The sequence below is a fragment of the Streptomyces auratus genome, from assembly GCF_050433025.1.
Lineage (GTDB): Bacteria > Actinomycetota > Actinomycetes > Streptomycetales > Streptomycetaceae > Streptomyces > Streptomyces sioyaensis.
Genome location: NZ_JBNGCB010000003.1, coordinates 3,962,287 through 3,976,087, shown reverse-complemented (window position 1 = coordinate 3,976,087; position 13,801 = coordinate 3,962,287). Strand labels below are relative to the sequence as shown.

General features: G+C 69.7%; 10 protein-coding genes. 5 read left to right on the top strand and 5 right to left on the bottom strand.

Annotated features, from left to right (window positions below; all coding sequences use genetic code 11):
* Nucleotides 1-47 precede the first annotated feature (47 nt).
* Nucleotides 48-1,601, top strand: a complete 1,554-nt coding sequence (locus tag BKA18_RS36510; protein ID WP_366048190.1) for an AfsR/SARP family transcriptional regulator — start codon at nucleotides 48-50, stop codon at nucleotides 1,599-1,601.
* Nucleotides 1,602-1,780: 179 nt separating this feature from the next.
* Here the strand turns inward: BKA18_RS36510 and BKA18_RS36505 are convergent, their stop codons facing one another.
* The gene (locus tag BKA18_RS36505; RefSeq protein ID WP_366048189.1) at nucleotides 1,781-3,547 is read right to left on the bottom strand and encodes a sigma-70 family RNA polymerase sigma factor; all 1,767 of its coding nucleotides are present in this window, start codon (nucleotides 3,545-3,547) and stop codon (nucleotides 1,781-1,783) included.
* Between the two features lie 276 nt (nucleotides 3,548-3,823).
* Complete coding sequence (locus BKA18_RS36500) at nucleotides 3,824-4,450, bottom strand: helix-turn-helix transcriptional regulator (protein WP_366048188.1); 627 nt, start codon at nucleotides 4,448-4,450, stop codon at nucleotides 3,824-3,826.
* Nucleotides 4,451-5,024: 574 nt separating this feature from the next.
* On the opposite strand from BKA18_RS36500, the gene BKA18_RS36495 reads away from it, so the two are divergent.
* Nucleotides 5,025-6,260 (top strand): GntR family transcriptional regulator, encoded by a 1,236-nt coding sequence (locus BKA18_RS36495; protein WP_366048187.1) that lies wholly within the window; start codon nucleotides 5,025-5,027, stop codon nucleotides 6,258-6,260.
* A 456-nt stretch (nucleotides 6,261-6,716) separates the two neighbouring features.
* On the opposite strand, the gene BKA18_RS36490 is transcribed toward BKA18_RS36495, so the two are convergent.
* Both BKA18_RS36490 and BKA18_RS36485 read right to left on the bottom strand, forming a co-directional pair.
* Nucleotides 6,717-7,124, bottom strand: a complete 408-nt coding sequence (locus BKA18_RS36490; RefSeq protein ID WP_366048186.1) for a hypothetical protein — start codon at nucleotides 7,122-7,124, stop codon at nucleotides 6,717-6,719.
* A 434-nt stretch (nucleotides 7,125-7,558) separates the two neighbouring features.
* The gene (locus tag BKA18_RS36485) at nucleotides 7,559-7,693 is read right to left on the bottom strand and encodes a hypothetical protein (protein ID WP_366048185.1); all 135 of its coding nucleotides are present in this window, start codon (nucleotides 7,691-7,693) and stop codon (nucleotides 7,559-7,561) included.
* A gap of 102 nt (nucleotides 7,694-7,795) precedes the next feature.
* Between BKA18_RS36485 and BKA18_RS36480 the strand changes: the two genes are divergently transcribed.
* Nucleotides 7,796-8,575 carry an SDR family NAD(P)-dependent oxidoreductase gene (locus BKA18_RS36480; RefSeq protein WP_366048184.1) on the top strand — a complete coding sequence of 260 codons (780 nt, stop codon included), beginning with the start codon at nucleotides 7,796-7,798 and terminating at the stop codon, nucleotides 8,573-8,575.
* 352 nt (nucleotides 8,576-8,927) lie between these two features.
* Here BKA18_RS36480 and BKA18_RS36475 read toward each other — a convergent pair whose 3' ends face one another.
* Complete coding sequence (locus BKA18_RS36475; protein ID WP_366048183.1) at nucleotides 8,928-9,845, bottom strand: EamA family transporter; 918 nt, start codon at nucleotides 9,843-9,845, stop codon at nucleotides 8,928-8,930.
* A gap of 825 nt (nucleotides 9,846-10,670) precedes the next feature.
* On the opposite strand from BKA18_RS36475, the gene BKA18_RS36470 reads away from it, so the two are divergent.
* Both BKA18_RS36470 and BKA18_RS36465 read left to right on the top strand, forming a co-directional pair.
* The gene (locus tag BKA18_RS36470; protein WP_366048182.1) at nucleotides 10,671-11,027 is read left to right on the top strand and encodes a VOC family protein; all 357 of its coding nucleotides are present in this window, start codon (nucleotides 10,671-10,673) and stop codon (nucleotides 11,025-11,027) included.
* A gap of 348 nt (nucleotides 11,028-11,375) precedes the next feature.
* A complete protein-coding gene (locus BKA18_RS36465) occupies nucleotides 11,376-13,784 on the top strand; it encodes an ATP-binding cassette domain-containing protein (RefSeq protein WP_366048181.1) in 2,409 nt (802 codons plus the stop codon).
* Nucleotides 13,785-13,801 lie beyond the last annotated feature (17 nt).

The following is a 13,801-nucleotide window of genomic DNA, read 5'->3' as shown; positions in this document are numbered from 1 at the left end:
TGGACACGAACTGTGAAGCTCAGCCAGGAAAGGAGAAGGATGCCGAAGTGCGGAAGCCTGACGCGCCCTTGCCGAGGGGACACCTCGTCGATGACGAGGACGGCACCTGCGACACCGGCTCAGAGCCGAACGACCTGTCCGAGGCTGACATCGGACTGCGGCTGCTGCGGATCGCCCTGCGCCTGATCCAGGATGCCGGGGGCTGCGGCGAGGACACAAAGATGCTCGAGCGGGTGGCCGGTCATCTGGGCTCGACCGCCATGGACCGGGCAAGCGAGGCGGTCCGTACCGCCTGGCTCATCGCTGCCCGGAGGCCGGACGCCGCCTCGTGCACCGCTGAGTGCGGCTGTCGTGACGACCACGTCGGCCAGGAGCTCTGCCGCTCCGTGTCCTGCCAGGCCGAACTCTCCTGTGAAGGGTGCGGACAGCGCCTGACCTCGTCGGCCCGGTTCCGCCGCGCGAAGGACGCCGACCTGGTCCGCTCCTGGGCCCGGGAACTCCTCGTGCTGCTCGATGCCGGCGAGGAGCCGTCAGGCCTGGACCCCGGGACCGTGCTCAGCGGGCACCCCGCGAGCGCCGGGGACGCCACCGCGCCGCGCGCGGTTCCCCGCTCCGACGGGGAGCGACACCGAGGTCCACATTCCACTGTCTCGCCGGGCTCCACCGATGCTTCACGCCTCGCCGTACCGAACGGCCCGCACGGCCCGCACGGCCCGCACGGCCGATGGCATCCGTCGCCGGCCTTCGCGCGCCCCCACCAACGGAGGCCCCAGGTGGCGATCAGGTGCTTCGGCGGATTCCGGATGACCGTCGGTGACCTGCTGATCGACTGGATGAAGGTCCGTCCCCGCGCCCGCGCCGCAATGAGGCTGCTCACCATGCGTGCGGGCCGGCCGGTGCACCGGGAGGCCCTCATCGAGGCACTGTGGCCGGACGTGCCTCCCAAGTCGGCCACGGCCAATCTGCAGGTGGCTGTCTCCAGCCTGCGGAGTCTCCTGGAACCCGACCGGGATCGCGGCAAACCACGACTGGTGGTCCGGGTCGGTGACGCGTACCTGCTCAACCTGCCTTCCGACGCCTACCTGGACACACTCGCGTTCCAGACCGCGCTGACCCGGGGTAAGCAGGCGAGGGCAACAGGGGACACCGCCACGGCCGTACAGGGCCTTCGGGATGCGCTCGCCCAGTACAACGGCGAGCTGCTCCCCGAGGACGGCCCCGCCGAGTGGCTGCAGGAGGAGCGCGAGAGCTACCGGCGCCAGGCGGCCGACGCCGCCGCGGAACTCGCCGCCGTCGAGTTACAGGCCGGCAACCCACAGGAAGCCGTGACCGCAGCCCAGAAGTGTCTCGCCATCGACCGCTTTCACGACACGGGGTGGCATCTGTTGCTTCGGGCCTACCACCGCAGCGGCGCACCCGCCGCCGCCGAGCAGGCCCGACGCCGTTATGCCGCCACGCTCGCCTCACTCGGCATCGATACCGACAAACCGACGGCTGGAGGCTTCGCCACCGCCCCGTCCACCGCTCTTCGAAGGGTAGCCCCGGAAGGAGGCAGCATCCGGGCCGAACGCTCCACGTACGCGGTTCACAGGCATTGTTGAAACCCGCAAGTGCGGTATCGCGGTATCGCCGCCGTCCTGATCACGACGTAGGCCTCCGGGCGCGGTGCGGAGGCTCGACTGCGCACCGCCCCCGGAGCCCCGGCCGGACAACGCTCCGGTCCCTCGTCCCCCACGCGGACGAGGTGACGGACCGGCTGCCGGCCGCGTGACCAGGTGGATCAGTGTGCCCTCTTGCCGGCAGTGACCTTGAGGTCGTCGATGGCAGGCCCGCAGGGGCTGTTGGGGTCGGTGGTACTGGCAAGGCGCAGTGTGGTCCGCTCACCGGTCGCAGTAAAGGGGACGGTCACTGACCGCCACCCCATGGCGGAGGGCGTATGCCCGGTGTTGTCGAAGAAGAAGCCCTTGGAGACGCCGGCGACCTGGACGATCAAGGTCATCACAGCGGCCCCGCAGGTGGGATTGCCGGCCAGGTAGAAGCTCGCTGTGTACTGCTGACCAGGCTTGGTGGCGAAGCTTTGGCTGATCGCTCCGTTCGCGGCGGGCGGATCGCCGTTCAGATCGAGTGACTGTTTGCCGCTTGCCGGGTGCCACCCCTTCGTACCGGTCAGGTTCACGGAGTTCTCGACCCGCCACCCTCCGATGAACTGTCCATTGCCGTAGCGCATGTTGTCGGCTTCACCGATGGACGGCGACTCGAAAGCACCGCCGCTCAACCGGGGGTTGGGAACGGGGCCGGGGCTGGCGGACGGGGAGCGGGACGAGGCGCCGGACGGGGCGTCGGCGGTGTGGCCCGCGGAGGTGCCTGGGGCCGGCACCGAACGTGGGCCGGCCCTGCGGTCGCCCGGCCGGGTCTGCGCCGGCCAGGGCGGCATCGGGCCGGAGGGGGCGGACGTGGGCGATGCGGGTGGGGTCGTGAGCCTCGGGGTCTGGCTGGGCCCGGTGACGGGGGCTCTGCCTGCTGTGCGGGGGCGCGGGACGGAGTTCTCGGGCAGGAGGAACGCGCCGGCCACCGCGAGAGCGGCAACGACGGCGGCCAGCGAGGTGACAGCGAGTGCGGAACCGGAGGCAGCACCGCCGCCCGCCGCCCCCCGGCCGAGCCCGGACTCGGCATGCTCCCCCGCGCCCTCCGCCGTCTCCCCCGGTGATCCGTCGGCCAGTGCGGCGAAGTACCCGGCAAAGGTCGGTCCCAGAATCAGCGGAGCCAGGATGCCGCGCAGGCGACCGGAGATCTCACGAAGCTCCGGCACCAGCGGCGTGCACCGGTCGCACTCGGCGAGGTGCTCTTCGACGCGGCGACTGGCCCGCGCGCCGAGCGAACCGCGCACATAGGCCCCCAGCCTGGACGCGCACCGGCGGCACTCCCGCTCCATCTTCTCCGCCGACAGATGCGCCTGCAGATACTCCTTGCGCAACCCCTCTCGGGCGCGGACGGCCAGTGCGGCAACCCCGTTGGCCGATAACCCGAGGTGCTGCGCCACCTGAGCCGGGCTCTGCCCCTCCACTGCTGTGTGCCACAGAACGGCCTGCCAGCGCTCGGGCAGAGCCGCGAACGCACGTGCAATCAGCGACGCTTCCAGGTCGGCCAGGACGGGGTCGTCGAAGGGGACTTGGGGCGCGTAGCTCTCCAGCTCCGGCGTGGGCATGTCCCGCTTCGCCCCCGCTGCTTTTCTGGCCGCGATGCGGCGCACCGTGGTCAGCAGGTAGGGCCGGAAAGCCTCCCGTGGCCCGCCGCCGGCACGCACCGCGCTGAGTACCTGGGTGAAGCCCTCGGAGGCTACGTCCTCCGCATCCGCCGCGCTGGAGGCGTAGAGCTGGGCCAGCCTACGGGCCGACTCCACATGACGCTCATAGAGCACGCCGAACGCGGAATCGTCCCCGGCCCTGGCCCGCACCACGAGTTCCGCGTCGCACTGCTCGCCGCCTGCGCCGGCCCCCGACTCCACGAACTCCTCCGAGTCCCCGCCCTGCCTCGGCTTCGCCGCCATCCCAGCCCAACCTCTGTACCATCCGGACACGCCTCCCGGCCGCTCGGTGCACGAATCCCGACAGCGCAGGCGTTGCCCGAAGGACCCTATCCACCCTCGTGGTCGGTGTTCCCGCGTTCCGCGAAAACCGCCCCATGAGGCAGCGTCCACCACACCATGGGGCACCGTCCGCACCGAACGATGCGCGACCGGGGGAAGCGACTGCCGTTCACGCCGCCCCGGGCCGGGAACCAGCCGGGGTCCGCGTTGCCCAGTGGACCGGCGTCCGTCCGCCCTTCAGATCAGGCCGTTCCGCATGGCATAGGCCACGGCATGGCATCGATTGCGGAGCTGAAACCGGTTCTGGAAGTCGTGGAGGACCTGCTTCACCGTTCGCGCGGAGTAGGCGACCGCAGCCGCGATCTCATCGGTGTCGAACCCCTCGGCGGCCAGCCGCAGCACCTGCGCCTCCCGCTCCGTGAGGTCGTTGAAGTTCAGGCCGCGCGGCCGCAGCACCTGACGCTGTACCCGACCGACCTGGTCGAGGAGCCGGCCCAACAGGTCGGGGGGCACAGCTCCCTCCCCCGCCGCGGCTGACTGAAGTACTTTGACCAGCCGTTCCGCTGTGGCCTCCCTGCGGCGGACCACCCCCATCACCCCCGCCTCCACCACCGGCACCAGGTCGGCCTCCTCGATCTCCGGGGTGACCAGCACCAGTCGAGCCTCGCTCATCCGGGCAGCGACCGACCGCAGGACGCGTGGGGTTTCCGCGGTCACGGCCCCGGTGACGATCACGGCGACCCTCGCCTCGTCCGTCTCGTCGGCGCCGAGTACCCGCACCTCCGGTCGCGGCCTGAGCTCCGTGGTCACTCCGAGCTGTGAGATCGGATCATCCGCGCGGATACACACGGGAATGCGGTCCATCCATGCTCCTCGTCAAGCGCACTGACGTCGCCGCCTGATGCAGCGTCTCGGAGGGCAAGCATCCTCGTCGCGCTGGGCGTCCGCTTAACGTGCACTTAACGCACGGTTGTCACGCCGCCCTCCCCCGCAGCAGCGACCGATCCCGCTGGTCACGGCCGCGAGCTGCGCAGCGTGCGCACCCGCCGGCGGCGCCGCCTGGCTGGTCCGGTCGCCCACCCGCGAGCGGCAGCGCCGACGCCGATTGCGCAAGCACCGCTTCACCAACCCTCTCACTCCGCAGGCGCACGGCACACAACGCCGCATGGACGCAATGCCCCATCGCGCAACAGGAGTTCCCGAACCACTGCCTTCTTGGCCGTGACGACACCTTGGCCGTGTCAGCACGCTTTCGGTGAGCCGGAGCGGCCCCGCCCCCGGGCCCCTCCGGCTCACCGAAACCAATGTCGTCGATTGCGGCAGGAGTCACACACCGACGACGGCTGCCAGGCCCTGATCCATCGGACAGGCCCCGGCCCGCCGCCGTGACGATCCCCAGCGACATCAGCCCATCCGACGAACCTCTACGGGAGAACGCATGACGGCCACGACCACCTCCGAAGAGACCACCGCGGGAGTGGACCTTCCGCTCGGACAGCGAATTGTCCGCCGCGCTCTCACCAGCGAACTCATACGGCTCGGCAGAGTCGACGGCCCCCGTGCCGGCCACTCGGCCGCCGCGGTTGCCGAGGGCTACGAGAAGGCGTGGCAGATCGCGGACAGGTGGCTGCCGCTGGCGATGGAACGCCGCCGGGCCGCATCGGGCTCGGCGGCGGACCACGCGCGGTGGGACGGCCTCGTCAGGGCGGTCACCCGGCCCGACACGAAGGTGGGGAACCCGTCCTTCACCGGCCTCGTGGAACTGGTCGGACACACACGTGAGCTGCTGCGAACCCTGCGCAACACCGAACCGTCCTACGTCCCCGTGGCAGAAGTGGCCGCACAGATCACCGAAGCGGTCCAGAACGGCAAGTACCTGGCCGGCATGTCGCTCTCGCCCGGCCGGATCGCGACCGACCTCGGCCTCCCCCGCGCCAGTGTGAAACTCGCCCTGACCGATCTCGCCGAGGAGAACGTCGTGGAGCTGAGCGGAACCGGCCGCGCCCGCCTCTATGGGCTCGGCCACACCGACCGCGCCCAGCAGATCGCGGACTGGTTGCGCGAGCTCATCGCCGCCGGCGCATATCCACCCGGTACGAAGCTGCCGACCCGGCCGATGCTCGCCCGCAGCTTCATCTCCGCCGAGTACCACGTCGTTGCCGCGATCCGGATCCTCACCGCGGACGGAACCCTGATCTGCCACCCGGGCCAGCGTCCCGTCGTGCGACCGGGCCATCCCCACGCGGGCACGAAGGCCACCGAAATCTCCCGGACGTTTCGCCAACTCCCCTGTCCCACCACACCAATGGATCTGAGCGACACCGGCATCCGCGAGGCCGCACGCGTGGCCCAGTCCTGGTGGAGAGCCCACCTCAGCCCACACCCCGCCACGCTGGACCACCACTACACCCAGCTCGTCGCCATCGCCCGGCACCTCATCACCCGGGCCGGCACACGGCACCACCGCCCACGGGCCGGCGACGCCGGTCACTGGGAGGACGTTGATCCCGTGATCGCGCGCATCACCGCCACCGCAGCCGGTGTCGCCCAGGCCGGCCCCGAACACCGCGTCTGGCGCACCGCCTGCCTCGCGGCGGCCGTCATCGACCTGCTGAAGCTCACCCTAGAAGCCGGTGAGGCCACCGGACCTCGGCCACGTCACGCGTTCCGGTAGCTGCGAACGCATCTCCTCTGCGTCGAGTCCGTCTTCGGGTCCCACACTCACCACCGGGGCCGTGCAGGCCCGATCCGACCCACCCGCCAGTCACCAGGTATGGCAAAAACCTACATTTTGGTGATCAAGGACCGCTCTCCGCTCCCCATCTTCCCCAGACACTCAAAGACCAAGCGAGTGGGGCGAGGAGCAGCCCCGGCCGTTTTCAAGGCTCTGACCGGAGTTCCGTGAAGCTCATGGTTGGGTGAGGATCCGGGTCCGAAGGGAGCGTGAAGGACGCGCGTCCGTACATTGCCCTCTTGAGCGTTTTGATCCTGCTGACGTGGCCTTCGACGACGCCTTGGGGCGGCGGTCGCGGGCGGAGACCAGCAACTGGTCGAGGTCGGTGTCGCGGAAGCGGCGTCTACAGGTCGATGGTGTACCGGCCACGGCACGGCCGGTACACCGTCGGTAAGGTCACCAGAGTTTGATGCCCATCACCTCCGCCGCCTTGTGGATGACCTCCCAGTGCCACACCGCCATACCCGCCCGCTTGTTCGGGGCACTGGCGTCCAGTCCCCGGAACTCCTCCCGCGATTTGGCCAGGAGGGCGGTGCCGTAATGGACCGCTACGGAACTAGTGCCGTGGATGGGATGAGACTTGGCCGCCCAATAGCTGCCGGCCTGTGCCAGGATGCTCCGGGCTCGGTTGTACGCGCCGGTGTTGATCTGCGTCGGGTTTTTCGACGCACGGGTGTCAAGCTGATAACGCACCTTCGCCGGTTGGTCGGGCTTGGCGTTGGCGGCGACGGCTGGAGAGACGGCTACTGCGAGGGCTGTGGCCGCTACCGCGGCGGCCAGTCCGGTGCGGAGAGCATGCTTCATGGCTGTAAGTCCTAACGCTGGTGCATTATGGCGATCCGAGTTCGCAATGAAGGAGCATTGGCTCACCCGTTCGCAATCATGAGGACGCCGGGCTTCGCCGGAGCGGTTCAATCCGGGGGCGAATTCCGGCCACTCCCGTACACCAGGCTCAGGGGAAGTACCGGCTCGAACGCCTCGCCACGAACAAGGGAAACAGCACATCTTCGATCGTCTTGATCACCACGGAGCACGAGACCTGTGAAACGATTCGTCGTTCCCGGCGCTGACCTGGGGATTCACGGAACTGCGGTGAGAGCCGTTTTCAAAGGTCCCCATCAGCTCTCACTGGCAATGACGGTTCCTCAAGTCCGATACGAGCCGCACCCTTCGCCATGCGGTGGGTTACCAGGCAGCTGGTGTCTGTCGCTCTTGGATCTGTTGCGGCCGTGGCGGGTTCAGGCCTTCGAGTCGATGATGTGGTGAGGGTCATCGCGCAGGGCGGCATTGTCGGCGTTGCTATCCCAGAGGTAGGTATGGCGGTCCTGGTAGACGTTCCGGCAGTTGTCGTGGCCGATGCCGGACGCGGACACCCCCTCCTGCCCTCCGTTCGTTCACGAGTCCGTCGGTCCCGCAGGCCGTCAGATGCGGCCCCGGCCAGGGGGTCCCTGCGCCACCAGTCCTAAAATTCAGGCATGACCTCGCAGGCGTACCTCTCTGAATTGTTTTCGCTGGACGGCCGGGTGGCGGTGGTGACCGGCGGCAGTTCCGGCATCGGCCGGGCTATCACTGAGGCCCTCGCGCGTGCAGGGGCGAGCGTGGTGGTCGTGGCCCGTAGGAAGACCGAGCTGGCCGCCACCGTCGGTGAGCTGACGGCTCAGGGGTGCCGGGCGGCCTGGGTGAGCGCAGACCTCGGCACGCGCGACGGTGTTCGCGCGGCGGCCGAGGAAGCGGTCGAGGTGTTCGGTGAGCCCGACATCCTCGTCAACTGTGCCGGGGTCAATCTGCGACCGCCGATAGGGGAATTGGACGACGAGGTCTGGGACACCACGATGGCGGTGAACCTTGAAGCGCCTCATCTGCTGGGACAGCGCTTCGGGCCCGGCATGGCCGAACGGGGCTACGGGCGCATCATCCACATCACCTCACAGCAGGCGCACCGCGCGTTCGTCAAAAGTGGCGCTTACGGGGTCTCCAAGGGGGCGTTGGAGTCGCTGGCCCGGTCGCAGGCCGAGGCGTGGTCGCCGTTCGGCGTCACCTGCAACACGCTCGTGCCAGGGTTTGTGATGACGCCGCTCAATCAGAGGCTGTCGTCCGACCCGGAGAAAGTCGCGGCGCTGGCGGCACGCACGATGGTCGGGCGCAACGGGCTGGCGGAGGACTTCGCCGGCGCGGCGGTTTTCCTGGCGAGCAGCGCGTCTGCGTACGTCACCGGACAGGCGGTCTTCGTCGACGGCGGCTTCTCCGTGCACTGAACCCGGCGCTGGGAGTGCGTACTGGGCTGCCGGTGCGCTGGCCGGCGTCCGGGCTGCCGGTGCACTGGCCGGCGCTGCCGCACCGTGGCGGATGCGGGGATGGAACTCCTCCGCTTCGGTGGGCGATCCTTCTCCTGTCTCCTGCAATGTGTCTCCCTCCGTCCGCTCTCAGGAGCAATAACCCTGCGGACGCCAGTGCCTGTTTCGGCTCGCCGGTGCACTACGGAGTCGGATAGGCGCTGGTGTCAGGTGTGCGTTGTCTCCGCTCGGGGAGGAAAGACGGACGGCGTACGCTCGCTCGGCAGCCTCCGCTCCCGTATGTGCTTCGTGGGCGTCGCTTGCGCGTGGAGGGTCAGGCCTCGCGCGTTCCCCGGCCGACGGTGCCGACCGAGGCCAGCGCCACCGCCGCCACTCCGGTCCATTGCTGCGGGGCGAGGTGCTGGCCGAGGAACGACAGCCCGATGACGGCCCCCACCGCGGGTTCGAGGCTGGTGAGCACGCCGAAGACGCCCGGCGGCAGGCGGCGCAGTGCCGCCATCTGGAAGGAGTAGGGCAGCACGCTGGAGAGGACGGCGACCGCGAAGGCGATGGCCAGGGTTCCCGGGTCGAGCAGCCGTGTGCCGGCCTGGAGGATGCCGTACGGCAGGCTCAGCAGCGCGCCCCAGCTCACGGCGAGCGCGAGGCCGCGGCCGTCCGGCAGATGCGCTGCGAGCCGCTTTCCGACGAGGATGTAGCCGCCCCAGCAGCCTCCGGCGAGGACGCCGAAGAGGAGGCCGATCCCGTTCATCGGGACGCCGGAGCGGCTGAGGAGTACGACGCCGGTGGCGGCCAGCGCGGCCCAGAGGATGTCGGCCGGCCGGCGGGAGCCGGCGAGCGCGAGGGCGAACGGACCGATGAACTCCATCGTCGTCGCCGCGCCCAGCGGGACCCGGTCCACCGCCTCGTAGTAGCTGAGGTGATGGACGGCGATCAGGGTGCCGGCGCCCAGAGCCAGGCTCCACGTCCTGCGGTCCCAGCGCCATCCCGGGCGCCATAGGGCGACCAGCAGCACGGCCGCGAGCACCAGACGGAGCGCGACGACGCCCGCCGGCCCCACGAGCGGGTACAGGCTGGTGGTCAACGCGGCACCGCCCTGGAGTCCGAGCACTCCGCCCAGGACGAGCACCGGGGCGGGCACCGTGTTCAGGCCGTGGCTGAGCGCCTCGGTGACCGGTCGGCGCAGAGTGGCGGGCGCGGCGATGGGTCCTCCTGGGGCGGCGGCGCCGGACATTCGGTGGGGGGCAGCGGGGGCCGGCGGCCACCCCCTCCAGCGGGCGTCCGGGGTGTGGCGGCCACGCTGCCTCCCGGTGTGCGGTCGGTATCGGCCGCGGGTGGCGGGCGGTCGGCGTCGGTGACGGGTGGCGGGTTCGGGTGTCCGTGGTGTCCGTGAGCGCGGTGTGGCTGTGCAGGATGCGTCAGGGTCGGAGATGGTCAGGTTGCGACACCGGTGACCTTGACACTCAACGAGCCGCTCTCACAAGGCTCGTTGGACGATGGAATCCGCAGGGTTAGGCGGACGCAAACCCTGGAAGCGACGGTCGGTCCCGTATGACTGCCCTCCTCCCCCGGCCAAGGGGATGCGCAGCGCACACACTCGGCGAAGGCCGCTTCTTTGCCCGCTCTTTGTGCGGGGCATGCCCGGCTCTTTGTGTGGGGCGTGCCCGGCTCCTTTTGTGTGGGGCATGCCCGTCCGTCACCGGCCGCCACTGACGGCACTCCTCGGAACCGCGAATCGCTGCCGGCACGACTTATCCACAGGCAACGACGAATCCCTGGCTCAGGGCGCTAGCGTGACCGCCATGGACATCCCTCACGCGGGTTTCCTCCCGCACGACGCCCCGGACGCATCCCTGGCCTTCTCCTACGACCGCCCGGAGGTGGTCCCGATGGTCTTCCTTCTCCGGGCCCCGCCCGGTTAAGACAGCGGCCAACCCGCCATCTGGGGCGATCGGGCGGTCGATGTCCGAATTCCCCGCTCTTCCCCACTCTTCCCCGCCCTTCCCCGTTCGTCTCGAACCAGACCACCCCGCCCAGACCCACGACTTCAGGAGTGACCATGACCGGCTCTTCCACTCAGGGAATCAAGACCGTGCTGCATCCCGTTTCCGATCTGGCGGCGGCCAAGGAGGTGTACACCGCCCTGCTCGGCGTACCGCCGCAGGCCGACGAGCCCTACTACGTCGGCTTCGATGTCGCGGGTCAGCACATCGGGCTGGTACCGGGCGGTGGAGGTCAGGGCATGACCTCACCGGTGGCCTACTGGCACGTGCCGGACATCGAGGCGAAGCTGGCCGAGCTGACCGCCGCGGGTGCCACCTTGAAGGAGCCCGCGCGCGACGTCGGTGGCGGCCGCCTGGTGGCCACCGTCACCGACCCCGATGGCAACGTCCTCGGTCTGCTTCAGGACCGATGAGTGCCGGCCCGCCGGTCAGTTCCGGCCCGCCGATGAGTACCGGCCCTCCGCCCCGCTCGCAGCATCGTCGCGACACCCGTGTGAGCCGGCCACGCCGTACCGCTGGGTCCGCATCTCCCGGCGCCGCATCCAGGCCTGGCGCGAGGTGAACGAGCTGTCCGACCGAGAGCTGGTGCGCGACGACCGCTGATGGGTTTGCAGGCTCAGCCCGGCGCGCCGCGGGGCCGGGCCGCAAAGCTCCACGGGCCGCAGCGAAAGAGAACCGGACGTACTGCTTAAGCTGGCCCAATCGAGCCAGGCGACGCCGACGGATGCCGCCAAGGCGGCCGCCCGACAGAGGGAGACACGATGAGCATAGCCGCGAGGACGGATACGCAGTCGCCTGCGCTGCACGTTGCCGACAGCCACGGTCTGATCCGCGTGCACGGCGCGCGCGAGAACAACCTCAAGGATGTCAGCGTCGAGATTCCCAAGCGCCGGCTGACGGTGTTCACCGGCGTCTCCGGCTCGGGCAAGAGCTCTCTGGTGTTCAGCACGATCGCCGCGGAGTCTCAGCGGATGATCAACGAGACCTACAGCGCCTTCGTGCAGGGCTTCATGCCGACGCTGGCTCGGCCCGAGGTCGATGTGCTCGAAGGGCTGACGACCGCGATCATCGTCGACCAGCAGCGGATGGGTGCCGACCCGCGCTCCACCGTCGGCACCGCCACGGACGCGAATGCGATGCTGCGCATCCTCTTCAGCCGGCTCGGGCAGCCACATATCGGCTCGCCCAACGCGTTCGCGTTCAATGTCGCCTCCGTCCGGGCGCGCGGCGCGATCACGGTCGAACGCGGCGCCGCCACCAAGGCCAAGCCCGTGACCTTCACCCGCACCGGCGGCATGTGTACCCGTTGCGAAGGCCGGGGCACGGTCTCCGACATCGACCTCACCCAGCTCTACGACGATTCCAAGTCGCTCGCCGAGGGCGCGTTCACCATCCCCGGCTGGAAGTCCGACAGCTTCTGGACCGTGCGGGTCTACGCCGAGTCGGGCCTCCTCGACCCGAACAAGCCGATCCGGAAGTACACCAAGAAGGAGATGCAGGACTTCCTCTACCGGCAGCCGACCAAGGTGAAGGTCGAGGGCGTGAACCTCACCTACGAGGGGCTCATCCCCAAGATCCAGAAGTCGATCCTGTCGAAGGACAAGGAGGCGATGCAGCCGCACATCCGGGCGTTCGTGGAGCGGGCGGTCACCTTCACCAGCTGCCCCGAATGCGACGGCACCCGGCTCAGCGAGGCGGCCCGGTCGTCGAAGATCAAGCGGATCAGCATCGCCGACGCCTGCGCGATGCAGATCAGCGATCTGGCCGAATGGGTCCGCGGCCTCGACGAGCCATCGGTGGCGCCGCTGCTCGCCAAGTTGCGGCACACCCTTGAGTCTTTCGTGGAGATCGGGCTTGGCTACCTCTCGCTCGACCGGCCGTCGGGCACGCTGTCCGGCGGCGAGGCGCAGCGCGTCAAGATGGTCCGCCACCTCGGTTCCTCGCTCACCGACGTCACCTACGTCTTCGACGAGCCCACCATCGGCCTGCACCCGCATGACATCCAGCGGATGAACGACCTGCTGCTGCGGCTGCGGGACAAGGGCAACACGGTGCTCGTCGTGGAGCACAAGCCGGAGGTGATAGCGATCGCCGACCATGTCGTCGACCTCGGCCCCGGCGCCGGTACGGCGGGCGGCACCGTCTGCTTCGAGGGCACCGTGGAGGGGCTGCGGACCGGCGGCACCGTCACCGGACGCCACCTCGACGACCGGGCCGCCCTCAAGGGGACGCTGCGCACGCCCACCGGCTCGCTGGAGATCCGCGGCGCGACGACGCACAACCTGCGCGGCGTCGACGTCGACATCCCGCTCGGGGTGCTGGCCGTCGTCACCGGGGTCGCCGGCTCCGGCAAGAGCTCGCTCGTGCACGGGTCGCTGTGTCAACAGTCGGGGGCCGCCGGCGCCGGTGTGGTATCGATCGACCAGACCGCGATCCGCGGCTCGCGACGGAGCAACCCGGCGACGTACACCGGACTGCTCGACCCGATCCGCAAGGCGTTCGCGAAGGCCAACGGTGTGAAGCCGGCGCTGTTCAGCGCCAACTCCGAGGGCGCCTGCCCCACCTGCAACGGCGCCGGCGTGCTCTACACCGACCTGGCGATGATGGCCGGCGTCGCCACCACTTGCGAGGAGTGCGACGGAAAGCGGTTCCAGGCCTCTGTCCTTGACCACCACCTCGGCGGCCGCGACATCAGCGAGGTGCTTGCGATGTCGGTGGCCGAAGCCGAGGCGTTCTTCGGCGCCGGCGAGGCGCCCACGCCGGCCGCGCACCGCATCCTCGGCCGGCTCGCCGACGTCGGGCTCGGCTACCTCACCCTCGGGCAGCCGCTCACCACGCTGTCCGGCGGCGAGCGGCAGCGGCTCAAGCTGGCGACCCACATGGCCGAGAAGGGCGGCGTCTACGTCCTCGACGAGCCGACCGCCGGCCTACATCTCGCCGATGTCCAGCAGTTGCTCGGCCTGCTCGACCGGCTCGTCGACTCCGGCAAATCGGTCATTGTCGTCGAGCACCACCAGGCGGTCATGGCGCACGCCGACTGGATCATCGACCTCGGCCCCGGCGCCGGCCACGACGGCGGCCGGATCGTCTTCGAGGGCACACCCGCCGACCTCGTCACCGCCCGCTCCACCCTCACCGGCGAGCACCTCGCGGCCTACGTAGGCGCGTGAGCGAGGCCCTTGCGGAC

Excerpts from the sequence above, each read along its gene's own strand:
- BKA18_RS36505 (WP_366048189.1), bottom strand. The coding sequence starts at position 3,547 with ATGGCGGCGAAGCCGAGGCAGGGCGGGGACTCGGAGGAGTTCGTGGAG.
- BKA18_RS36500 (WP_366048188.1), bottom strand. The coding sequence starts at position 4,450 with ATGGACCGCATTCCCGTGTGTATCCGCGCGGATGATCCGATCTCACAG.
- BKA18_RS36495 (WP_366048187.1), top strand. The coding sequence starts at position 5,025 with ATGACGGCCACGACCACCTCCGAAGAGACCACCGCGGGAGTGGACCTT.
- BKA18_RS36470 (WP_366048182.1), top strand. The coding sequence starts at position 10,671 with ATGACCGGCTCTTCCACTCAGGGAATCAAGACCGTGCTGCATCCCGTT.
- BKA18_RS36480 (WP_366048184.1), top strand. The coding sequence starts at position 7,796 with ATGACCTCGCAGGCGTACCTCTCTGAATTGTTTTCGCTGGACGGCCGG.
- BKA18_RS36475 (WP_366048183.1), bottom strand. The coding sequence starts at position 9,845 with ATGTCCGGCGCCGCCGCCCCAGGAGGACCCATCGCCGCGCCCGCCACT.
- BKA18_RS36490 (WP_366048186.1), bottom strand. The coding sequence starts at position 7,124 with ATGAAGCATGCTCTCCGCACCGGACTGGCCGCCGCGGTAGCGGCCACA.
- BKA18_RS36465 (WP_366048181.1), top strand. The coding sequence starts at position 11,376 with ATGAGCATAGCCGCGAGGACGGATACGCAGTCGCCTGCGCTGCACGTT.